5 protein-coding genes are annotated in these 24,134 nt (G+C 71.1%); 1 reads left to right on the forward strand and 4 read right to left on the reverse strand.

Annotated elements, in window-relative coordinates; all coding sequences use genetic code 11:
- Positions 1 to 215: 215 nt before the first annotated feature.
- Positions 216 to 19,229, reverse strand: coding sequence for a non-ribosomal peptide synthase/polyketide synthase (locus OG792_RS20265; protein ID WP_329101159.1), 19,014 nt, complete (start codon positions 19,227 to 19,229; stop codon positions 216 to 218).
- A gap of 243 nt (positions 19,230 to 19,472) precedes the next feature.
- Here OG792_RS20265 and OG792_RS20270 point away from each other — a divergent pair, with 243 nt between their 5' ends.
- A complete protein-coding gene (locus OG792_RS20270) occupies positions 19,473 to 20,669 on the forward strand; it encodes a cytochrome P450 (RefSeq protein ID WP_329101161.1) in 1,197 nt (398 codons plus the stop codon).
- A gap of 38 nt (positions 20,670 to 20,707) precedes the next feature.
- On the opposite strand, the gene OG792_RS20275 is transcribed toward OG792_RS20270, so the two are convergent.
- The 3 genes from OG792_RS20275 to OG792_RS20285 are packed head-to-tail and all read right to left on the reverse strand — an operon-like array spanning position 20,708 to position 24,100.
- Positions 20,708 to 21,748: a hypothetical protein gene (locus tag OG792_RS20275; RefSeq protein WP_329101163.1), complete on the reverse strand. Its 1,041-nt coding sequence runs from the start codon at positions 21,746 to 21,748 to the stop codon at positions 20,708 to 20,710.
- A complete protein-coding gene (locus OG792_RS20280; protein WP_329101165.1) occupies positions 21,745 to 22,521 on the reverse strand; it encodes an OAM dimerization domain-containing protein in 777 nt (258 codons plus the stop codon). Before OG792_RS20280 ends, OG792_RS20275 begins: the two co-directional genes overlap by 4 nt.
- Positions 22,514 to 24,100, reverse strand: a complete 1,587-nt coding sequence (locus OG792_RS20285) for a lysine 5,6-aminomutase subunit alpha TIM-barrel domain-containing protein (RefSeq protein WP_329101167.1) — start codon at positions 24,098 to 24,100, stop codon at positions 22,514 to 22,516. Before OG792_RS20285 ends, OG792_RS20280 begins: the two co-directional genes overlap by 8 nt.
- Between the last annotated feature and the right edge of the window lie 34 nt (positions 24,101 to 24,134).

Genomic DNA, 24,134 nt, shown 5'->3' on the forward strand with positions numbered 1-24,134 from the left:
GTGGAATGCGGCGGCGGCCGGACGGCCGGCGGCGCACGCTCAACTGCGTGGCGGCGGCGGTTGAACGCGTCCGTGAGCGCCTGCTTGAACGCGCTGGCGGGCGGCGCCCGTCCACGGCGGGACGACGACCGGGCGGCGGCCGCACGTGCCGCCGTCGAGGAACCCGGACGGTCCCGGGTTCCTCGACGAGGCCGGCGGCGTCGCCCGGTTGTCGGTCAGTCGCCGCGCCGCATCGGGCGCAGCGCCGGCCGGGCCGCGACGGCGGTGGTGGTGGCGGCGATCCGACGGGCCAGCCCCGCCGGGGTGGGCGCCTCGAACAGCTCCCGGATCCCGACCTCTGCTCCCAGACGTTCCCGGATCCGGGCGATGACGTCGATCGCCAGCAGCGAGTGGCCGCCCAGCTCGAAGAAGTCGTCGTCGGCGGTGACGCTGCCCAGGCCCAGCGCGGCGGCGAACGCGGCGCAGATCGCCTCCTCCTCCGGCGTGGCCGGCGGCCGGCCCAGGCCGGCCCCGGCGGCGTGGTCGGGCGCCGGCAACGCCCGCCGGTCCAGCTTGCCGTTGGGGGTCAGCGGTATCGCGTCCACCACCACGATGGCGGACGGCACCATGTACTCCGGCAGTGTGGCCGCCGCCCCGGCACGGACCTCGGCAGGCAGCCCGTTGATGTCGGTCCCGTCGGCCGGCACCACGTAGCCGACCAGGCGACGGTCGCCGGGCGTGTCCTCGCGCAGCAGCGCCGCGGCCTGCCCGACGCCCGGGTGTGCGGCCAGCGCCGTCTGGACCTCACCGAGCTCGATCCGGAACCCGCGCAGCTTCACCTGGTCGTCGGCCCGGCCGAGGAACACCAGCTGCCCGTCGGCGGTCCACCGCACCAGGTCGCCGGTGCGGTACATCCGCTCGCCGGCCGCGCCGTACGGGCAGGCCACGAAGCGCTCCGCGGTGAGCCCGGAACGGCGCACGTAGCCGCGGGCGAGCTGGTCGCCGCCGACGTACAGCTCGCCGACGACCCCCGGTGGCACCGGTGCCAGCGACCGGTCGAGGACGAAGGCCCGGCTGTTGGCCAGCGGGCCGCCGAACGGCACCGTGGCGCTACCGGCGCCGTCCGGGTCGACCGGTCCGGCCGCGACTATGACGGTTGCCTCGGTCGGCCCGTACGCGTGGGTCAGCCGCCGGTCCCGGGCCCAGGCCGCCGCCAGCGACGGCTCGATGCCCTCCGACCCGACCACCATCGACTCCACGCCGGCCAGGTCGTCCGGCGACAGCACACCGAGCAGCGACGGCACTACGCTGGCCGACCGCACGCCGGTGCCGGCGACCAACTCGCGCAGCAGCGCCGGCTCGGCGCGTTGCGCGGCGGTGGCGACCACCAGCGTGCCACCGCAGGCCAGGGTGACCGCCACGTCGAGCACGGAGGCGTCGAAGTTGAACGACGCGAATTGCAGCACCGGCACACCGGGGCCGACCCGCAGCACCGGCCGGAACACCTCGACCAGGTTGATCAGGCCGCCGTGCGGCACCGCTACCCCCTTCGGCCGCCCGGTGGAGCCAGAGGTGTAGATCACGTACGCCGGATGCGCGGGCAGCAGCGCCGGGCCGGCGACGGCACCGGCCACCGTGTCGGGTGCCGGTGCGTCGAGCAGCAGGCGCGGCGCTTCGTCGGGCAGCAGGTCGGCGTGCGCCCGGTCGGTCACGACCACGACGGGCTCGACGTCCCCGATCAGGTACGCGACCCGCTCGGCCGGCTGCTCCGGATCGATCGGCAGGTACGCCGCGCCGGCCTGCCAGGCCGCCACGATCGCCACGACCACGTCGAGGCCACGCGGCAGGTACAGACCCACCACGGTCTCCGGGCCGGCACCCAGGTTGCGCAGCGACCGGGCCAGGCGCCGGGCGCGGGCATCCAGCTCGGCGTAGCTGAGCGCCGCGTCGTCGTACCGCACCGCGACCGCGTCGGGGGTCTCGGCGGCCCGGGCGGCGATCAGGTCCGGCACCAGTGTGCCGGGTACGTCGCGGCCGGTGTCGTTCCACTCCACCAGCACCCGGTGCCGCTCGGCCGGGCCGAACACGTCGACCGCGCCGACCCGCACCGCCGGGTCGGCGGTGACCGCGTCCAGGGTCCGGGCGAGGCGTTCCGCCAGCCGGCCGACCGTGGCCGCCTCGAACAGGTCGGCGGCGGCGATGAGCACACCGTCCACTCCGGCCGGTACGCCCGCCGCGTCGAAGGACTCGGCGACCACCAGCTCAAGGTCGAACTTGGCCACCGACAGCTCCGCCGGCACCCCCTCGACCCGTATCTGGGGCAGGTCGACGACCGCGGCGGCGTTGTTCTGCAAGGTCAGCATCACCTGGAACAGCGGGTGCCGGGACAGCGACCGGGTCGGCGCCAGTTCCTCGACCAGCCGCTCGAACGGCACGTCCTGGTTGGCCAGCCCGGCCAGGCCGGCGTCCCGGACCCGGGTCAGCACCTCGTCGAAGGCCGGGTCGCCGGACAGGTCGACCCGGGTGACCACAGTGTTGACGAAGAATCCGACCAGGTCGTCCAGGGCCACGTCGGTGCGGCCGGCGTTGGTCGAACCGATCGGCACGTCGGTGCCGGCACCCAACCGGGACAGCAGCACGGCGAGGGCCGCCTGGAGCACCATGAACACCGTCGCCCCCTCGGCCCGCGCCACCTCGCGCAGCCGCGCGTGCACGGCGGCCGGCAGGTGCACCGGCACCTCGTGCCCATGGTGCGAGGCGACGGCCGGACGGGGCCGGTCGGTCGGCAGGGCCAGCTCCTGCGGCGCGCCGTCGAGCGCCGCCCGCCAGTACGCGATCTGCCGCGACAGCAGGCTGTCCGGGTCGCCGTCGGCGCCGAGCAGCTCGCGCTGCCAGAGGGCGTAGTCGGCGTACTGGACCGGCAGCGGTTGCCAGTCCGGCGCCCGTCCGGCCGTCCGGGCCGCGTACGCGGTGGACAGGTCCCGGGCGAGCGGGTCGCGCGACCAGCCGTCGCCGGCGATGTGGTGCAGCACCAGCACCAGCACGTGCTCGTACGGTCCGACGGTCAGCAGCGACGCGCGCACCGGCGGCTCGACGGCGAGGTCGAACGGCCGTGCGGCGAGCGCCGCGACGGCGGCCGGCAGCCCGGCGGCCGGCACGGTGATGGTCGCCAGCTCCCCGCGCGGATCGGTCGGGTCGAGAATCCGCTGGTAGGGCTCGCCGTCGGCGGTCGGGAACGTCGTCCGCAGCGCCTCGTGCCGGTCGATCAGGTCGCGCAGTGCCGCGGCGAGCGCCGGCACGTCGACCCGGCCGGTGAGCCGCACGGCGAGCGGCATGTTGTACGTCGCCCCGGGCCCTTCGAGTTGGTCGATGAACCAGAGCCGGCGCTGGGCGTACGACAGTGGCACCCGCGGTGGCCGGAGCCGGGCGGTCAGCGACAGCCGCGCCGTGTCGGCGCCGGTCAGCCGCGCCGCCAGCCCGGCCGGGGTGGGCGCCTCGAACAGGGCCCGGATCTCCACCTCGACGCCGAGCACCGCCCGCAGCCGGCTGACGAGCCGCACCGCCAGCAGCGACTGCCCGCCCAGGGCGAAGAAGTCGTCGTCCACACCCACCCGGTCGACCCCGAGCAGACTGGCGAAAGCCACGCAGATGAGCTCCTCCCGCAGGTTCGCCGGACCCCGGCCGCCAACGCCGCCACGCAGGTCCGGCGCCGGCAGCGCCGCACGGTTCAGCTTCCCGTTCGCGGTCAGCGGCAACGCGTCCAGCAGCACCACCGCCGACGGCACCATGTAGTCCGGCAGCCGCTGCGCGGCCAGCCCGCGGACCAGGTCGGGCAGCGTGCCCGCCGCCTCCGGGCTGGTCGGCACGACGTAGCCGACCAGCCGGACGTCGCCGGGGACGTCCTCGCGGACCACGACCGTGGCCTGTGCCACGCCGGGGTGTGCGGAGAGCACGGCGGCGATCTCGCCGGGCTCGATCCGGAAGCCACGGATCTTGACCTGGTCGTCGGCCCGGCCGGCGAACAGCAGCTCCCCGTCGGCCGTCCACCGTGCCCGGTCGCCGGTGCGGTACATCCGCTCGCCGGCCGCGCCGTACGGGCAGGCCACGAATCGTTCCGAGGTGAGGCCGACGCGGCTCACGTAGCCGCGGGCCAGCCCGACGCCGGCGACGTACAGCTCACCGGCCACCCCGACCGGGACCGGGGTGAGCCGGTCGTCGAGCACGAACGCCCGGGTGTTGAGCACCGGCGCGCCGATGGACACCTCCCGGGCGTCCGGGACGAACCGCCACAGGGTGGCGTCCACCGTGGTCTCGGTCGGGCCGTACGAGTTGAACATCCGCCGTCCCGGCGACCAGCGCGCCATCACGTCCGGCGGGCAGGACTCGCCGGCCACCACCAGCACCACGTCGGCGGCGACGGAGGTCTCGTCGAGGGTGGCCAGCACGGCCGGCGGCAGGGTCACGTGCGTCACCCCCCGCTCGGCGAGGAACGCCGGCAGCGCCGTGCCGAGCCTACGCTCGGTCGGGATCACCACCAGGGCGGCGCCGGTCAGCAGCGCCATCATCCACTCCCAGCCGAACGTGTCGAAGCTGGCCGAGGCGAACTGGCCGACCCGGGAGCCCGCGCCGACGCCGAGGAACTCGACGTGCCCGGCGACCAGGCTCGGCACGCCGGCGTGCGACACCAGGACGCCCTTGGGCCGGCCGGTCGATCCCGACGTGTAGATGACGTACGCCGGATTGGTGGGCCGGGCCCGCTCCCCCGGACGGGGCGTCACCGGGTCCCAGGCGGCCAACTCGGCGGTCAGCTCCGCGCCGTCGGTGACCAGCACCGGCACGTTCGACACGTCGGCGAGGACAGCGGCGGTGTCGGTGGTGGCCAGCACCACCGGCGGCTGCGCGTCCTGCAACATGTACGCGATCCGCTCGGCCGGATAGTCGGGGTCGACCGGCAGGTAGGCGCCGCCCGCCTTGAGCACGCCGAGCAGGGCGGTGGTCAGCGCGGCGCCGCGCGGCATGCAGACCGCGACGACCGACTCCGGGCCAACCCCCCGCGCGGCCAGCGAGCGGGCCAGCCGCTCGGCCCGCGCGTCGAGTTCGGCGTACGTCAGCTCGCCGTCCTCGGCCACGACGGCGGGTGCCTCCGGCGTCCGCTGGACCTGCCGCTCGAACAGTTCCGGGATCGTCGCGTCCGGCACCTCGCTGGCGGTGTCGTTCCATTCGCGGAGCAGGCGCCGGTGCTCTCGCTCGTCCAGGACGTCCACGCCCTCCAACGGGCTGTCCGGTCCGCCGTCCAGTACGGCGCCGAGCGTGTCGACGAGGTTCCGCGTGGTCGCGTGCAGCAACCCGCAGACCAGCTCGGGGTCGATCGGCGCGACCGCGTCGATGGCGAGCGCGAGCTGGTCACCGTCGTCCTCGACCACCACCGACAGGGGATAGTTGGTGGGCTCGTCGGAGTGCACCATCCGGATCCCGGCCAGCGCCACGTCCTCCGGGTTCACCGTGGTGTTGTGCCGGTAGTTGAAGATCGACGTGAACAGCGGCAGGTCGGCGGCGACGGCGCTGGCCCGCTGGGCGACCGCCAGCGGCGCATGCTCGTGCTCCATCAGCTCGGCGAGCTGGTCGCGCATCGTGGCGACCGCGGTGGACGTGTCCCGGTCGTCGATCCGCACCCGTACCGGCAGCATGTTCATGAACGGGCCGGGCACCCGGTCGGCGCCGGCGCCGGCGTTCATCCGGCCGAACAGCACGGTGGCGAACACGACGTCATGGCGGCCGGACAGGGCGGCGAGCACTCGGGCCCAGGCCACGTGCAGGACGGTGGCCGGGCTGGCACCCAGCCGCCGGGAGACGTCCCGGACCCGGGCCGACAGCGCGGGTGGAAACTCGCGGACGCCGCGCACCACGCCGCTGCCGCTGCCGAGCACGTCGGTCACCCCGAACGGCGCGGTGGGCTCGTCCACGTCGCCGAGCAGGCCGGCGAAGTAACGCTCGTGCTCCTCCTCGGCCATGCCGCCCCGGGTTTGGGCGACGAAGTCGCGGAACGGCAGTGCCGGCGGCAGCTCCTCACCACGGTCGGTGAGGAAGGCCCGCAACTCGGCCAGCGCGACGTCCATGCCGGTGTGGTCCTCCACCATGTGGTGAACGCGGATCAGCGCCAGCCAGCGGTCGCCGTCCGGGACCCGGGCCACGCTGAGGTCCAGCAGCGGCGCGCGGTCCAGCGGCATCGCCATCCCGGTCGCGGCGATCAGCGCGGCCACCGGGTCGTGCGCCCCCGCCGGCAGGGTGACCTCGGTGACCGGCAGCACGGCGTACCGCCGGACCACCTGCACCGGCTCGGTGAGTCCTTCCCAGACGATCGAGGTGCGGTAGATGTCGTGCCGGTCGACGACCCGTTGCAGCGCGGCGACGAAGTCGTCGAGCCGCGACCGGGAGTCCATCTCCAGCACCATCGGCCGGATGTACGCGTCGTCGCCGCCGTCGGCCAGCAGGTAGTGGAAGAGGATGCCCTCCTGGAGCGGGGCGAGGGGGTAGATGTCGGCGATGTTGGCGGCGCCGCCGTCGACGGTGGCGGCGATCCGGTCGACCTGCTCGGCGGTCAGGTCGACCAGCGGCAGCATGTCCGGGGTGATCTCGGTGGCGTCGATCGGGATCCGATTGGCGGGCACCTCCACCTGCCGAGCGCCGGTGTTGGCCGCCAGCGCAGCCGGAGTAGGAGTCTGGAAGAACGCCCGCACCGGCACCGCGACCCCGCGTTGGCGCAGCCACTCCACCAACCGCACCACGGCGAGCGAGTGCCCACCGAGCGCGAAGAAGTCGTCGTCCACGCCCACGGTGTCGAGGCCGAGAATCTCGGCGAAGGCGGCACAGAGCAGTTCTTCACGCGCGTTCGCCGGGCCACGACCGGAACCGGCGGTGAACTCCGGGTCCGGCAGCGCGCGGCGGTCGAGCTTGCCGTTCGCCGTGACCGGCAGTGCATCGAGCACCACCACGGCGGCGGGAACCATGTACTCCGGCAACCGCCGGCTCACGTGTTCCCGGACACCGGCGCCGTCACCGCCGACGACGTACGCGATGAGCTTGTCGTCGCGGACGATGACAGCGGCCTGGGTCACCTCCGGGCACGCGGCCACGGCGGCCTGCACCTCACCCAACTCGATCCGGAACCCACGCAGCTTCACCTGCTCATCCGTACGACCCAGATAGTCCAGTCGCCCGTCAGCGGTCCAGCGCACCAGATCACCCGTGCGATACAACCGCCCACCCGACTCGAACGGATCGGCAACGAACCGCTCACCCGTCAACCCGGCCCGGTTCACATAACCGCGAGCGAGCTGCACACCAGCGAGGTACAACTCCCCGGCCACACCCGGCGGGACGGGTTGCAGGTTGGCGTCGAGCACATACGTGCGGGTATTCGCGACCGGCTCACCGATCGTCACGAGCGCACCCGACTCGCACCGGGCAGCGGTAACGTCGACCGACGCCTCCGTCGGCCCGTACAGGTTATGCAGTTCGACGTCGGGAAGCGCGGCCAGGAAGCGGTCCTGGACAGTGGCCGGCAGCGCCTCACCCGAACAGATCACCCGGGTAAGGCCGGTGCAGGACTCCGCCACCGGCAGGAACGCCTCCAACATCGACGGCACAAAATGCACCGTCGACACCCGCTCAGCGTCAATAAGCTGCGTCAGATAAGCCGGATCACGGTGACCCCCCGGACGCGCCACCACCAAAGTCGCGCCCTCCAACAACGGCCAGAAGAACTCCCACACCGACACATCGAACGTGAACGGCGTCTTCTGCACCACCCGATCCGCAGCCGACAACCCGAACCGGTCCTGCATCCACCGCAACCGGTTCACAATCCCCGCATGCGAAACAACCACACCCTTCGGACGACCCGACGACCCCGACGTAAACAACACATACGCCGGATGATCCGCACACACATCCACCAACGTCTCCGGCACCGGACCATCCAGGCCGGTGATCGAATCCAGAACCACGACCGGACGGGCATCCTCCACCAACAACGCCACCCGCTCCACCGGATACGACGGATCAATCGGCAAATACGCCCCACCCGCCTTCAACACACCCAACAACGCCACCACCAAATCAACACCACGCTCCAACCGCACCCCCACCACCGACTCCGGACCCACACCCGCAGCCCGCAAATACCGGGCGACCCTATCCGCCCGAGCATCCACCTCCGCATACGTAAACTGCTCACCCTCGAACACCACCGCCACCGCACCCGGCGACACAGCCACCCGCCCCGCGAACAACTCCGGCAACGTCCCACCAACCGGATACGACACCGAGGTGTCATTCCACTCCACCAGCACCCGGGAACGCTCGTCCGCGTCCATCACGTCAACGCTGCTCAGTGGGCGCTCGGCGTCGTCCGCGAGCGCGTCGAGCACGCGGACGAAGCGGCTCAGCAGTTGGCCCGCGGTGGTGGGTTCGAAGAGGTCCGCCGAGGCGATCAGCTCTCCGGCCAGGCCGGCCGGCGCACCCTTGTTGTCGAAGGTCTCGGCGAGGCTGAACTCAAGGTCGAACTTCGCCGCGGTACTCGGCACCGGGCGTTCCTGGGCGTGCAGCCCCGGCAGGTCGAGCGTCGCGGCGGCGTTGTTCTGCAACGTCAACATCGTCTGGAACAGCGGGTGGCGGGCCAGCGACCGGGCCGGGGCTAGTTCCTCGACCAGCCGCTCGAACGGCACGTCCTGGTTGCCGAGACCGGCCAGGGCGCTCTCCCGTACCCGGACGAGCACGTCGCGCAGGGTCGGGTCGCCGGAGAGATCGGTGCGCAGGACCAGCGTGTTGACGAAGAAGCCGACCAGGTCGTCCAACGCCTCGTCGGTGCGCCCGGCGACCGCCATGCCGATCGGGATGTCGGTGCCGGCCCCGAGCCGCGACAGCAGTACGGCGACGGCGGCTTGCAGCACCATCGAGACCGTCACGCCCTCGGTCCGGGCCAGCTCACGGAGCCGGGCGTGCAGCGCGGCGGGCACCTCGACGCTCATGGGGTGGCCGCGGTGTCCGGGCACCGCCGGGCGGGCGTGGTCGTACGGCAGGGCCAGTTCCTCCGGCGCGCCGGCCAGGGTGTCCCGCCAGTAGGCGACCTGCGCGGACAGCAGCGTGCCGTCCGGGTCCCGCTCGTCGCCGAGCAGCTCGCGCTGCCACAGCGCGTAGTCGGCGTACTGGACCGGTAGCGGCTCCCACGCCGGGGCATGTCCGGCGAGTCGCGCGGCGTACGCGGCGGACAGGTCGCGGGCGAGCGGGCCGACCGACCAGCCGTCGCTGGCGATGTGGTGCACCACGAGGAGCAGCACGTGCTCGTCGGGCGCGGTGGAGAACAGCCGGGCCCGGACCGGCACTTCGCGGGCCAGGTCGAACGGCTGCCCGGCCGTCTCGGCGATCGCGCCGTCCAGCGCCTCCGGTGCCACGGTCACGGCGCCGGGTCGCCAGTCGAGATCGTCCAGCGCGATGACCCGCTGGTGGGCCTCTCCGTCGACGGTGTCGTAGACGGTCCGCAGGATCTCGTGCCGGCCGAGGACGTCGCGCAGCGCGGCGCCCAGGGCGTCGATGTCGACGTGCCCGGACAGCCGCAGCGCCTCGGGCAGGTTGTAGGTCGCGTTGGGGCCTTCCAGCCGGTCGATGAACCAGAGCCGGCGCTGCGCGAACGACAGCGGCACCCGATCGGGACGGGCGACGGCGGTCAGCGGCGGGCGGGCCGGACCGGCCTCGGTCAGCCGGGCGGCGAATGCTCGGGGGGTCGGCGCGTCGAAGAGGGTCCGCAGCCGCACCTCGGCACCGAGGACGTTCCGCAGCCGGCCGAGCAGGCGTACGGCGAGCAGGGAGTGTCCGCCCAGGGCGAAGAAGTCGTCGTCGACCCCGACCTCCGGCAGGCCGAGCAGGTCGGCGAAGACACCGCACAGCAGCTCCTGCCGGGGATCGGAGACGGCCCGGCTGGTGCCGCCCTGGTCGGCGAAGTCGGGTGCGGGCAGGGCCCGCTGGTCGAGCTTCCCACTCACCGTCACCGGCAGGTCGTCGAGCACCATTACGGCGGCCGGCACCATGTGCCCCGGCAGCCGCTCCGCGACGAACCCACGCACCCGGCCCGGCAACCCGTCAACATCCCCACCATCGGCAACCGCATAAGCAACCAGGCGCCGGTCACCCACCACATCCGTATGCACCACCACCACCGCCCGAGCAACACCCGGACAGGCCGCAACCGCCGCCGCCACCTCACCCAACTCGATCCGGAACCCACGAATCTTCACCTGATCATCAACCCGACCCAGAAACTCCAACCGCCCCCACACATCCCACCGCACCACATCACCCGTCCGATACATCCGCTCACCCACACCACCGAACGGACACGCCACAAACCGACCCGCCGACAAACCCGCCCGCCCCAAATACCCACGAGCCACACCCGCACCCGCCAAATACAACTCACCACCCACACCAACCGGCACCGGCCGCAACAAAGCATCCAACACATACGCCCGCGTATTCGCAATCGGCACACCCACCAACGGCCGCTCACCAACGGCCACCGACAAACCCAACGCATCCACGCTGTACTCCGTCGGCCCATACAACGGCACAAACAACATCCCCACCACACCCCGCAACCGATCCCACAACCCAGAACCAACCGCCTCACCACCCAACAACAAAACCTCCGGCGGCCCCTCCAACAACCCATCAGCCACCAACTGCTCCGCATACGTCGGCGTCACATCCATCACACCCACACCCACCTCAACCACATACCGCACCATCGCCGCCGTATCCCGCCGCACCTCATCAGAAATGACGTGCAACTCATGGCCCGCCACCATCCACAACAACCCCTCCCACGACGTGTCAAAAGACAACGACGCCGTCAACGCCACCCGCAACCGACGACCCACAAAACCCGCCATCGTCCCCGCACGATGGAACGCAAACAAATTCCGCAACCCACCATGAGTCACCACCACACCCTTCGGCCGACCCGTCGACCCCGACGTATAAATCACATACGCCGCCGACTCCGCACCCACCACCACCGGCAAAGAATCGGACGACACAGCCGCCCACTCCACGCCGACCCCCGGATCGTCCAACGCCAAGACCGGAACACCCGCCGGCACGGCGCTCACCGACTCCGACAACGTCACGACCACCACCGGCGCCGCGTCCGCCACCATCAAATTGATCCGCTCAACCGGATACTGCACATCCAGCGGCAGGTACGCCCCACCGGCCTTCAACACCGCCAGAATCGCCACCACCACGTCCACATCCCGTGGTAGCAACAGACCCACCACCGATTCCGGACCCACTCCACGACCGATCAACAAACGGGCCAACCGATTCGCCCGCCGATCCAACTCCACAAAACTCAGAGCCACCTCCCCACACACCACCGCCGTCGCCTCCGGCGACAACACCACCTGAGCCTCGAACACCTCCAACACCAACGGCGCCCCCACCGCCACCGCAGTCTCGTTCCACTCCACCAACACCCGCCGCCGCTCATCAACATCGAGTACGTCCACGGTGTTCAGCTGGGTGTCGGCCGCCGATTCGAGCGCGGTGACGAGCCCATCGGTCGCGGTACGCAGGAGCACGCCCACCGCGTACGGGTCGATCTCTCCGGTGGCGTCGACGGCGAAGGCGATCCGGTCGCCGTCGTCGTCCACCGAGACCGACAGCGGGAAGTTGTCGAACTCGCGGGCGGAGACGACGCTGACGCCGTCGATGTCGATGTCGGTTCCGGAGATGTTGTGCCGGTAGTTGAAAATCGACGTGAAGAGGGGCTGGTCCGCCGGGACCCCGCTGACCCGCTGCGCGACGGCGAGCGGGGCGTGTTCGTGTTCGAGCAGTCCGGCGAGCTGGTCACGCAGGGCGGCGACGGCGTCCCGGACGGTCAGCGCACCGGTGCGTACCCGGACCGGCAGGGTGTTGATGAACGGGCCGGGCACCCGGTCGGCGCCGGCGCCGGCGTTCATCCGACCGAACAGGACCGTGCCGAACACCACGTCCTCGCGGCCGGAGACAACGGCGAGCGCCCTCGCCCAGGCGACGTGCAGGATGGTCGCGGGACTGGTAGCGAGGTCGCGGGAAACCCGGCGCAGCCGGTCGGCCAACGAGGCGTCGAGCGGTACCTCGGCTCGCCGCTGGCCGGTGCCGTCGCCACGGACGTCCAGCACCCCGTACGCGGCGGTCGGCTCGTCGACGTCGGAGAGCAGGGCGGCGAAGTACCGCTCGTGCTCCTCCTCGGCGGCGCCGCCCCGGGTTTGAGCGACGAAGTCGCGGAACGGCAGCGGCCGGGGCAACTCGTCGGCCCGGCCGGACATGATCGCGCGTACCTCGGAGAGCAGCACGTCCAGGCCGGTGTGGTCCTGCACGACGTGGTGGACCCGGATGAGCGCCAGCCACTGCCCGTCGGCGGTGGGAGTCAGCGTGGCGTCCATCAGCGGTGCACGGCTCAGGTCCATCGTCAGACCCGTGACGGCCAGCAGCTCGTCCGTCCCGTCCGCGACGACCTCGCGTACGGGCAGGGTGGCGTGTCGCCGGACGACCTGGACCGGTTCGGGCAGGCCGTCCCAGACGATCGAGGTGCGGAAGATGTCGTGCCGGTCCACCACCTGCTGCACCGCGGTGAGGAAGTCGTCGAGCAGGTGCCGGTCGGCGAAGCGCAGGACGCTGGGCAGGACGTAGGTGTCCGGTCCGTCGCCGGCCAGCAGATGGTGGAACAGCAAACCCTCCTGTAACGGAGCCAGGGGATAGATGTCAGCGATATTCGCGGCACCACCATCGACGCTGACAGCGATCCGATCAATCTGCTCGACGGTCAGCTCAACCAGCGGCAACATATCCGGAGTAATCCCAGTGGCACCGACCGGAATCCGATTCGCCGGCACCTCCACCTGCCGAACACCAACACTAGCCGCCAACGCACCCGGAGTAGGAGTCTGAAAAAACGCCCGCACCGACACCACCACACCACGCCGACGCAACCACTCCACCAACCGCACCACCAACAACGAATGCCCACCCAACACAAAAAAATCGTCATCAACCCCCACACCATCCACACCCAACAACTCAGCAAACCCCGCACACACCAACTCCTCCCGCACATTCACCGGCGCCCGACCCCCACCCCCAGACCACACCGGCACCGGCAACCGCCCACGATCCAACTTCCCATTAACCGTCAACGGCAACGCATCCAAAACCACCACCGCCGCCGGCACCATATACCCCGGCAACCGCCGAGCCACCTCCCCCAACACCACCCCCGACAACCCCACCAAATCCACCCCACCCACCGGAACCACATAAGCCACCAACCGCACATCACCCCGAACATCCTCACGCACCACCACCACCGCCCGCGACACCAACCCCACCGCCGCAACCACCGCCTCCACCTCACCCAACTCAATCCGAAAACCCCGAACCTTCACCTGATCATCAACACGACCCACAAACTCCAACCGACCACCACCACTCCACCGCGCCACATCCCCACTCCGATACATCCGCCCACCCAAACCACCAAACGGACACGCCACAAACCGCTCACCAGTCAAAGCAGCCCGCCCCAAATAACCCCGCGCCAACTGCCCACCCGACACATACACCTCACCCACCACACCCGGCGGCACCGGCCGCAACCCCGCATCAAGCACAAACACCCGCAACCCCGGCAACCCCCGACCCACCACACTCCCCCCACCACCCGAACCCACCCGCTCAAACGTCACATGCACCGTCGTCTCAGTAATCCCATACATATTCACCATCACCGGCCCACCACCACCATGACGAACGAACCAACCCCCCAACCGACCCGGATCCAACGCCTCCCCACCAAACACCACCACCCGCAACAACGACCCATCCAACAAATCCATCACCCCATAAAACGCCGACGGCGTCTGACTCAACACCGTCACCCGCTCCCGCACCAACAACGCCGCGAACTCCCCCGGCGACCGCGACACCTCAAACGGCACCACCACCACCCGACCACCATGCAACAACGCACCCCACAACTCCCACACCGAAAAATCAAACGCCGCCGAATGAAACCACGACCACACATCAGCACCATCGAACCCACCAAACAACCCCGCCGCACCCGCAAACAACCCCACCACATTCCCATGCGTAACCGTCACACCCTTCGGCCGACCCGTCGACCCCGACGTATAAATCACATACAACGAATGATCCACCAACACCGACACCGGCAACGCAACCGGCAACCCCGCCAACTCCGCGACGACCTCCACATCGTCCAGCACAACCACCGGCACCGGGCAATCAACCAACACCCCCACAGTCGCCGCCGAAGCCAACACCACCACCGGCCCCGAATCCTCCAACATGTACCCAACCCGCTCCACCGGATACCGCGGATCCACCGGCACATACGCACCCCCCGCACGCACCACCGCCAACATCGCCACCACAAACTCCGAACCCCGACCCAACACCAAAGCAACCCGCGACTCCGGACCCACCCCACACCCCACCAACAAACTCGCCAACCGACCCGCCCGCTCATCCAACTCGCCATACGTCAACCCCACACCATCCGCCACCACCGCCACCGCACCCGGCGCCCCCGCCACCACCGCCGCAAACAAGTCACCCACCGACACCGCCGGCACCACCACCGGCACCGAATTCCACTCCACCAACACCCGCCGACGCTCAACATCATCCAAAACATCCACCGAAGACAACCGACGACCGACATCGGCCACCACCACACCCAGCACCCGACCGAACCACTCGGTGAGCCGGTGGGCGGTGTCCACGTCGAACAGGTCGGCGGCGGCGATCATCCGGCCGCGCAGCCCGGCCGGCGCGCCGGCTTCGTCGCGCTGTTCCTCGACGTTGAATTCCAGGTCGTAGCGAGCCACCGCCGGGCCGGTGGGAAACGGTTGGCTGTCGGTACCGGGCAGGGACGGGCCGGCGTCGATGGTGTTCTTCAGGGTGAGCACGACCTGCGCCAACGGGTGCCGGGCCATCGACCGCGCCGGCGACAACTCCTCCACCAGCCGCTCGAACGGCACGTCCTGATGCTCGAACGCGGACAGCCCGGTCTCCCGCACCCGGGCCAGCAGCTCGGCGAAGGTCGGATCACCGGACACATCCGTACGCAGCACCAACGTGTTCACGAAGAAGCCGACCAGGTCGTCCAACGCCTCATCGGTCCGCCCCGCCACGACCGTCCCGATCGGCACATCCGCACCCGCACCCAACCGCGACAACAGCACGGCCAATGCGGCGTGCAACACCATGAACACCGTCACGCCTTCGGCCCGCGCCACCTCCACTATGCGGGCGTGCACGTCGGCGGGAACGTCGAGGTCCACGCCATGCCCCCGGTGGCCGGCGACAACCGGGCGCGGCCGGTCGGCAGGCAGGGTCAGTTCCTCGGGGATGCCGGCGAGCGCCTCCCGCCAGTACGCGGTCTGCCGCGTGGTCAGGCTGTCCGGATCGGACTCGGCACCGAGCAACTCCCGCTGCCACAGCGCATAGTCCGCGTACTGCACCGGCAGCGGCGTCCAGGTCGGGGCGCGGCCGAGCCGACGGGCGGCGTACGCGGTGGCGATGTCGCGCGACATCGGCGCGGCCGACCAGCCGTCGCTGGCGATGTGGTGCACGACCAGCACCAGGACGTGGTCGGTGGGCGCGGTGCTGAACAGCCAGGCCCGGACCGGCACCTCGGTGGCGAGGTCGAACGGGTACGCGGCCGCGGCGGCGACCACGTCGGCGAGGTCGTCGGGCGCGACGGTACGGACGGTGAGTTCCGAGCGCAGCTCGTCCGGGTCGAGGATCCGCTGGTACGGCTCGCCGTCGGTGGTCGGGAAGACCGTACGCAGCGCCTCGTGCCGGTCGATCACGTCGCGCAGCGCCGCGTCGAGGGCCGCCGGGTCGACGGTCCCGGACAGACGCAGGGCGACCGGGCTGTTGTAGGTGGCACCCGGCCCCTCCAGCCGCCCGACGAACCACAACCGCCGTTGGGCATACGACAGCGGGATCCGGTCGGGGCGGGCGCCGGCGTGCAGCGGCGGCCGTCCGGGGTGGACGCCGGTCAGCTGGGCGGCAAGGGTGGCCGGGGTGGGCGTGTCGAAGAGCTGCCGAATCTCCAGGTCGACGCCGAGGACCACCCGGATCCGGCTGATCAGCCGCACGGCCAGCAGCGAGTGCCCGCCGAGGGCGAAGAAGTCGTCGTCGACCCCGACCGTGGGCAGCTCAAGCACGTCGGCGAAGGCGGCGCAGAGCAGTTCCTCGCGGGCGTTGGTCGGTTCCCGCCGGCCGAGGCCGCCGCCGGTGTAGTCGGGGGCGGGTAGGGCGGCGCGGTCGAGCTTGCCGTTGGCGGTCAGCGGCAGGTCGGCGAGCGGCACCACGGCGGCGGGCACCATGTGCTCGGGCAGCCGGGCGGCGGCGAACTGCCGAACCGTGGCCGGCAGATCGGCGTCGGCGGTGTCGTCCGGGTCGTCCGGGACGATGTAGGCCACCAGCCGCAGATCGCCGGGGATGTCCTCGCGGGCCACCACGGCCACACGGTCGACCGACGGGTGGGCGCTGATGACGGCCTGCACCTCGCCGGGTTCGATCCGGAAGCCCCGGATCTTGACCTGGTCGTCGGCGCGGCCGAGGAACTCCAGCTGGCCGTCGGCGGTCCACCGGGCGAGGTCGCCGGTGCGGTACATCCGCTCGCCGGTGCCGAACGGGCAGGCCACGAAGCGCTCGGCGGTCAGGCCGCGCCGGCCGACGTAGCCACGGGCGAGCTGGGCTCCGGCGATGTACAGCTCGCCGGCCGCGTTGACCGGCGCCGGGGTGAGCGCGCCGTCGAGCACGTAGAGCCGCGTGTTGGCGATCGGCCGGCCGATCGGCACCAACGCGTCGACCGGGTCACCGGCGGCGATCACGTACACGCAGCATCCGACCACCGTCTCGGTGGGACCGTACTCGTTGACCACCACCGACCCGGGTGCGCGGGCCAGCCAGGCCCGCACGTCGGCGCCGGCCAGCGCCTCGCCGCCGACCACCCAGGTACGCGCGGCGCCGGCCGCCTCGGCGTCGCCGAGGGTGGCGGTCAACAGCGGCAGGTGCGCCGGGACCACCTTGGCGAGCCCGAACCCGCCGGCGGCGCGGACCAGGTCGACCAGGCCGTCGGTTCCGCCGGCCGGGCTGACCCAGACCGTGCCGCCGGAGATCAGCGGCACGACCAGGCTGGTCACGGTCAGGTCGAAGGCCAGCGAGGAGTGCAGCGGCGCGCTGCCGCCGGTCTCGGCGGCACGGTACGCGTCGGCCGCCCAGAGCACGTAGTTGGCTAGGCCACCGTGGGTGACGGCGACGCCCTTCGGCCGGCCGGTCGACCCGGAGGTGTAGATGATGTACGCCAGGGAGTCCCGCGCCGGCGTGACGGTGGACGGTGCGGTCGGCTGGGCGGCCACCAGGGCGGCGGTGCGCGGGTCGTCGATCGCCACGGCGCGGACCCGGCTGGCGGGCAGTTCGTCGAGCGCGTCGCTGGTGCCGAGGACCAGCGCGGCCCCGCTGTCGGCGATCATGAACGCCACCCGGTTCGCCGGGTAGTCGGGGTCGATCGGAACGAATGCGGCGCCGGTCTTCCACACGGCCAGCACCGACTCCACGGCCGCGACACCGCGCGGCAGGCACAGTGCGACCACCGACTCGACGCCGACGCCCTGGGCGGCGAGGAACCGCGCCAGCCGGTTGGCCCGGGCGTCGAGTTCGGCGTACGTCAGGCGCTCGCCGTCGCAGACCACCGCGACGGCGTCCGGGTGCTCCGCCGCTCGGGCCGCCGCCAGCGCGGGGACCAGGGTCTGCGGCAGTACGGCGGCGGTGTCGTTCCAGGTGTCGAGCAGCCGGTGCCGCTCGTCGGGGTCGAGGACGTCGGCGTGGGCGACCGGCTCGTCTGGTCCGGCGGTGCGCAGCCAGTCGAGGATGGCGGTGAAGCGGCGGGACACGTCCTGCTCGGCCAGCGCCGGGTACGCCTCCCGGTTGACCTCGACGGTGACCCGGGTGCCGTCGAGCGCGGGAGTGTCGAAGACGTTGATCCGTACGCTCGGGACGGCGCCGCTGGAGAGGTTGTGCGCGGTGGTGGTGCAGCCGGCGAAGGCGACCGTGAACAGGAACGACACGTAGTTGAGTTCCACGCCGAACAGGCCGTTGCTGTCCAGCAGCTTCAGGTCGCGCAGCATGTCCTCGTAGCGGTACCGCTGGCGGCGTAGCCCGTCCCGGACCGCCCGGGACACCTGCCGTACCACGTCGACCACCGACGTGCCGGGGCGGATCCGGCAGCGCACCGGGATCACGTTGGAGGTCATGCCGGGGATGGCGAGCGTGTGCCGGTTGGTGCGCCCGCTGACGGGCACGCCGATGACGATGTCGTTCTCACCGGTGGTCCGGTGCCGGTACACCGCCGCGGCGGTGATCATCAGGCCGCCGAGGCTGGTGCCGAGACGACGGGCGGCGGCCTTCAGCTCGGCCGACGCGGTGGCGCTCAGGTCGCCCGTGTGTCGGGCGGCGGGGCCGGCCAGCCGGCGGCCGGACTCGGCTCCGGCCGGCGTCGGCAGGTCGGCGAGGACGTCGCGCCAGTACGCCCGGTCGTCGGCGAACTCGTCGGAGGCCCGGTAGTCGCGGTCGGCATCGAGCAGGACCGTCACCGAGTCGTGGGCGTCGCCGACCGGGTCGCCGGTGCCGAGGGCGGCGTAGATTTCAGCGGTGCGGGCGGCGACCCGCCCGCCGGCGTACCCGTCGGCGACGATGTGGTGCGCCCGCTGGTACCAGTAGAACCGGTCCTCGGTCAGCTTGATGAGCAGGAAGTTGCCCAGCTGTCCGCCGCCGAGGTCCGGCGGCTGCGCCTGGTCGGCCCGCATCAGCCGGTCTGCGACAACCGCCGGGTCGGTCTCGCCGGTGAGGTCGAGAAACCCGGCGTTCGGCTCTACCGCGTGGTCGAGGTACTGCCGCGGTTCGCCGGCCACCAGGCGGATCCGGGTGAGGAAGGTGTCACTCTCGCCGACCGCCCTGCGCATCGCCTCGACGAACCGGGGTGCGTCGAGCGGACCGCGGATCTCAAGGTATTCCGCGACGTTGTAGACCGGGTTTTCGGGAGCGAACTGCTGGAGGTACCAGATGCCGAGCTGGCCGGCTGTCAGTTCCCGGAGTCCACCGTCAGGCGTAGGCATCCGTAATCTCCCATCGCTCGAAAACGACCGGGACGGCGGGGCGCACCTGCACGCCTGCGCGATTCCGCTGCGCTGTCCGGTCGCGACCTGGCACCACGAACACCCCGGCTGGCAGGGCGGGCCGCGCATCATGCTGCCGGTCGCCGTGGGCTCGCACCAGATGACCAACCCCTGTTCAACTGCGTCGATCCGCTGGTTGAACGGGCGGTCGACGCACCGCCGGCACGGTGGTGAGGTGTCGACATGCCCCTCGATCCGGATCCCCGTCCCACGATCAATCTGGTGGACCCCGAGCTGTACCGCAGCGGCGACCCGTTGCGCCAATGGCGGTGGTTGCGCGCGCACGCGCCGGTCTACCGGCACCCGGCGACCGACCTGCCCGGCTTCTGGGCGCTGACCCGATACGACGACGTGCGCGCCGCGTACCGGGACGCGGCGACGTTCAGCTCGGCCAAGGGGATTCTCCTGCGACCGGCCGGGCACGGCGAGGACCCGGGCGGGGGCCGGACGCTGGCGCTGACCGATCCGCCCCGGCACCGACAGCTACGCAACCTGGTCGACTCCTGGTTCGCGGTACGGGCGATGCGCAACCTGGAGCCCAAGCTGGAGAAGATCACGCAGACCGTGGTCGACCGGGCGCTGGAGCTGGGCACGTGCGACTTCGTCGCCGACATCGCCGGCCGGGTGCCGCTCTACGTCATCTGCGACATGATGGGCATCCCGAAGTCCGATTGGGAGCTGCTGTACGGCCTGACCAGTCAGGCGTTCGGCGCCGGGGACGCGGCGATCCAGCGGATCGCCCACCTGCAAATCATGGCCTACTTCGACGATCTGCGGACGACCAAGGCGCGCCGGCCCGGCGAGGACCTGGTCAGTGTGCTGGCCACGGCGGAGATCGACGGCGTACGGCTGCCCGCCGACGACGTGATCCTCAACTGCGACAACCTGCTGGTCGGCGGCACGGAGAACACCCGCATCGCGGCGTCCGGCGGCATGCTGGCGCTGCTGCGGCACCCCGACCAGTGGGCGATGCTGGCCGCCGATCCCGACCTGCTGCCGACCGCCGTCGACGAGGTGCTGCGGTGGACCTCGACGGCCACCCACATCGTGCGTACGGTCACCCGCCCGGTCGAGATCCGCGGCACGACCGTGGCCGCGGGTGAGCTGGTGACGCTCTGGCTGCCGTCGGCCAACCGGGACGAGGAGGTGTTCGCCGACCCGGACCGCTTCGACGTCGCCCGCAAGCCGAACCGGCACCTGGCGCTCGGCTTCGGGGAGCACTTCTGCGTGGGCAACATCCTGGCCCGGGTCGAACTACGGCTGCTCTACCAGGAGTTGCTCCGCCGGTCGGTACGGATCGAGCTGGCCGACGAGCCCACCCTGCTGCGCTCGATCGTGGTCAACGGCCCCGAGCGGATGCCGGTCCACCTGCACGGCTGAGCGTCGCGGCCCGGGTCGAGCAGACGAGTGTCCCGCCGTCAGTCGGCGTGCGGCCCGAGGTCGCAGAGGTACATGCCGGGCAGCCGGTCGGACAGCTCGGCGCGCAACGCGACGGAGTCGAACCGGTGCGACATCGGCGCGACCGGGTTCACGCTGATCGCGGCCAGCACGGTCGGCTCCAGCACCTCAATGGACACGTTCTGCCGGCGGTACCAGTCGCTGGTGCGCCGGGACAGGAAGACCTTCGAGCTGTCCGCCGTGACCAGCGAGACCTTGCGGCCACGCGCGGCGCGGCGGACGTCCTCGGCGAACGACTCGCACAGTGCGCCGCCCAGCACGACGTGCCGCAGCCCGTCCGGCCCGGCGAACAGCCGGCGCAGGTCGGTGCCGGTGCCGCCCAGGGTGAGCGCGCGGTCGACCGGCACCACCGCGCCGGAGTCTGTGATCGCCACGCTGCCCGTCGCCGTCGCGGCGGCGTCGTGCACCGCCGGGTCGTCCGAGCGGGGCAGGGCGAACACCTCGACCGCCGCGACGGTCTGCTCCACCACCTGCGCGAAGTCGGTGTGCAGGGCGGCGCCGGTGGCGAGCACCACCAGGTCGGCAACGGCCGGCGCGGACGCCGCCCGACGGTTGATCGCGCCGTCGACGAGCACGACGTCGGCGCCGTGCTCGCGCATGGCGGCGGTGACCTCGGCGGTGCCCCGGTTGGAGCTGGGGCCGGCCACCTCGGTGGCGCCGCCGGCCGGCAGCCGGGCGATCACGGTCTGGCCGAGCGGGGTGGAGTAGCCGGCGCGGCGCAGCACCTCGTACGGCACGCCGGCGGCACGCAGCAGCGGCTCGGAGGTGGCCACCAGGCCGCCCGGCGGCAGCGGGATCCGCGGCTTGGGGATCCTCGGGTCGACCACGTCGGCGGTCTCGCCGTCGCGACCCACCGAGGTCAGACCGACGGTACGGCCGCGCCGGCACAGCTCGGCCAGGAGCGCGACCAGGGTACGGGTCTTGCCGGTGTTCTTGGCGAGGCCGATGACCGAGACGCGGTGCGCCCCGGCGATCAAATCGGCCAGGTCGGTGGCGCTCACCCCACGCTCTCGGCTGTCGGGGTGGCCGCGCGGCGGGCCACGAGTTCCTTGACGATGTACGTGCCGACGTGGTTCGGATAGGTGCCCTTGGAGAATCCGGCGTCGAACCCGAGTTCCTTCGCCAGCTCGTGCGACACCCGTGGCCCGCCGCAGATGAGCAGCATGCGGTCCCGGACCGCCTCGGCTTCGACGAGCTCCACCAGCTCGGTGAGGTTGTGCAGGTGCAGGTTCTGCTGGGTCACCGTCTGCGAGACCAGGATGGCGTCGGCATTGACAGCGATCGCGCGCTCCACCAGCCGCGCGTTGGGCACCTGGCTGCCCAGGTTGTAGACCTGGAAGCCGTGGTATGCCTCCAGCCCGTGCCGACCGTCGAGCCCCTTGGGGTTGAGCATGGCGTCTATGCCGACGCTGTGTGTGTCGGTGCCGGTGCTGGCGCCGACCACCACCACCGGGCGGCCGATCTGCTCGTCGACGAACCGCTCGATCTCGCGCTCCGTCAGGTACTGGATGTCGAAGGCGCCCTCGCGCAGCCCGGTGAAGTCGATCGCCTGCCGGCACTGCCCGATCACCACGAAGTAGGTGTACCCGTCGCACAGCCTTTGGAAGTGGACCACCTCCGGCTCGCTCAACTGCATCACCCGGGCCAGTTCGAGGGCGGCATGGCGAGCCGACAGGCCGTACGGCACCGGAAGCGTGAAGGTCACCTGTACCAGGCCGTCGTTGAGACGGTCACCGTACGGCCGGACCGCTGACAGGTCGGCGGTCTCAGGCATGGGACGTCTCCTTCATCAGTTCCATGAACGGGTTCTGGTACCCGGCCTCGTGCTCGACGATGCCCTCCACGCCCCGGCCCTGGCCCGGGTGCCGGGACACGTTGCCGAAGTAGCCCTTCTCGATCGCTCCGAACAACCCCATCTCGGCGATCTCCAGGAGCATCTGGTGCGCGTCGGCGAGGACGGCCGCCGCCCGGGTGCGGACGATCCCGCCGGGGCGGAACTCGATGTCGTCACCCAGGTCCCGCGCGAAGTTGCCGACGTAGCGGGTGTTCTCCAGGCCGTGCACCCGGTCATGGATGTGCGGGGTGAAGATGCCCTCGGTGGGCACACCAATGGTCTGGATCCCCTGTTTGGTGGCCACGGTGACCAGGTTGAACAGGGTGTCGACCGCGTGGGTGCGGAGCGGGTTGCCGTTCATGTGCACGGTTGGCGGCATGTACTTGACCGGGCAATCCGGGAACAGCTCCCGGGTCAGCTGGGCCTGTGCCCACTCGTACAGCAGGCCGTTGGTGACGTCCGGGTGGATCTCGAAGGCGTTGCCGACCGCTATCTGCTCCGGCCGCAGGCCGCAGTCCCGCGCGATGAAGTAGTTGATCAGCTGGGAGGCCACGACGGACGGCGCGGCGGCGACCGCGTCGGCGGTACGCAGGTAGTTGTCCTCGCCGGTGTTGATGACGACGCCGAAGTAGCCGTTGATCATACGGGAGAACCGCTGGTCGATCAGGGTCCGGCGCTGGTTGATGTCGCGGTAGAGGATGCCGTACAGGGCGTCGTTGACCATGTTGTCGAGGCCCTCGATGGCGCCCATCGCCGCGATCTCCGGCATGCAGAGGCCGGAACAGAAGCTGGACAGCTTGACGTACCGGCCGTTCGCCCGCGACCAGCGGTCCAGCGCCTCCCGCATGACGGCGAAGTTTGCCTGGGTGGCGAAGGTGCCACCGAAGCCCTCGGTCGTCGGGCCGTACGGCACGTAGTCGAGCAGGCTCTGCGCGGTCGACCGGATGACGGCGACGATATCGCCGCCGTTCTCGGCGACCGCCTCGGCGTGGGCCACGTCCTCGTAGACGTTGCCGGTGGCCGTCAGCACGTATATCTCCGGGGTTTTGGCGCGACGCGAGCCGTCGCCGTCGCGATCGCCATCCAGGCTGGCTCGGAACGCCGAACGCTCGGCCCGGGTGCCGCGGATCTTCTCCAGCGCCGCGGCGGCGTGCCGTCGGATGGTCTGCCGGATCTGCTCGTCGTCGGCGGTCGGCAGAGCGCAAAGGTCGAGTTCGCCGGCGCCGACCACCTTGGCGATCTCCAGCGGCTCCGCTCCGGTGGCGATGATGGCGTTGCCGAGCCAGTAGGCCAGGCCCCGCCCCAGCCCGCCGTGCTCCTGGACCCGGTCGACCAGCACATTGGGCAGCGGGACGTCGAGGTCGTCGACGCCGTCGACGCCGAGCAGCCGGGCGACGGTCCGCTCCACCGACACCGTGGTCCTGCCGGCAGTGCGCTCTTCGACGTCACGGGCAATTTCCGCGGCCACCTCGCGGCACGAGCCGACCAGACCGGCATCGAGGTCGAGTTTCGATTGCATGCACCCTCCCGGGCGAGTGAAGAGCCTGCGCCGG

Origin of the sequence: Micromonospora sp. NBC_01699, assembly GCF_036250065.1 — a bacterium.
Taxonomy (GTDB): domain Bacteria; phylum Actinomycetota; class Actinomycetes; order Mycobacteriales; family Micromonosporaceae; genus Micromonospora_G.

Coding starts and splice junctions, on each gene's coding strand:
- OG792_RS20285 (WP_329101167.1), bottom strand. CDS start 24,100: ATGCAATCGAAACTCGACCTCGATGCCGGTCTGGTCGGCTCGTGCCGC.
- OG792_RS20265 (WP_329101159.1), bottom strand. CDS start 19,229: ATGCCTACGCCTGACGGTGGACTCCGGGAACTGACAGCCGGCCAGCTC.
- OG792_RS20270 (WP_329101161.1), top strand. CDS start 19,473: ATGCCCCTCGATCCGGATCCCCGTCCCACGATCAATCTGGTGGACCCC.
- OG792_RS20280 (WP_329101165.1), bottom strand. CDS start 22,521: ATGCCTGAGACCGCCGACCTGTCAGCGGTCCGGCCGTACGGTGACCGT.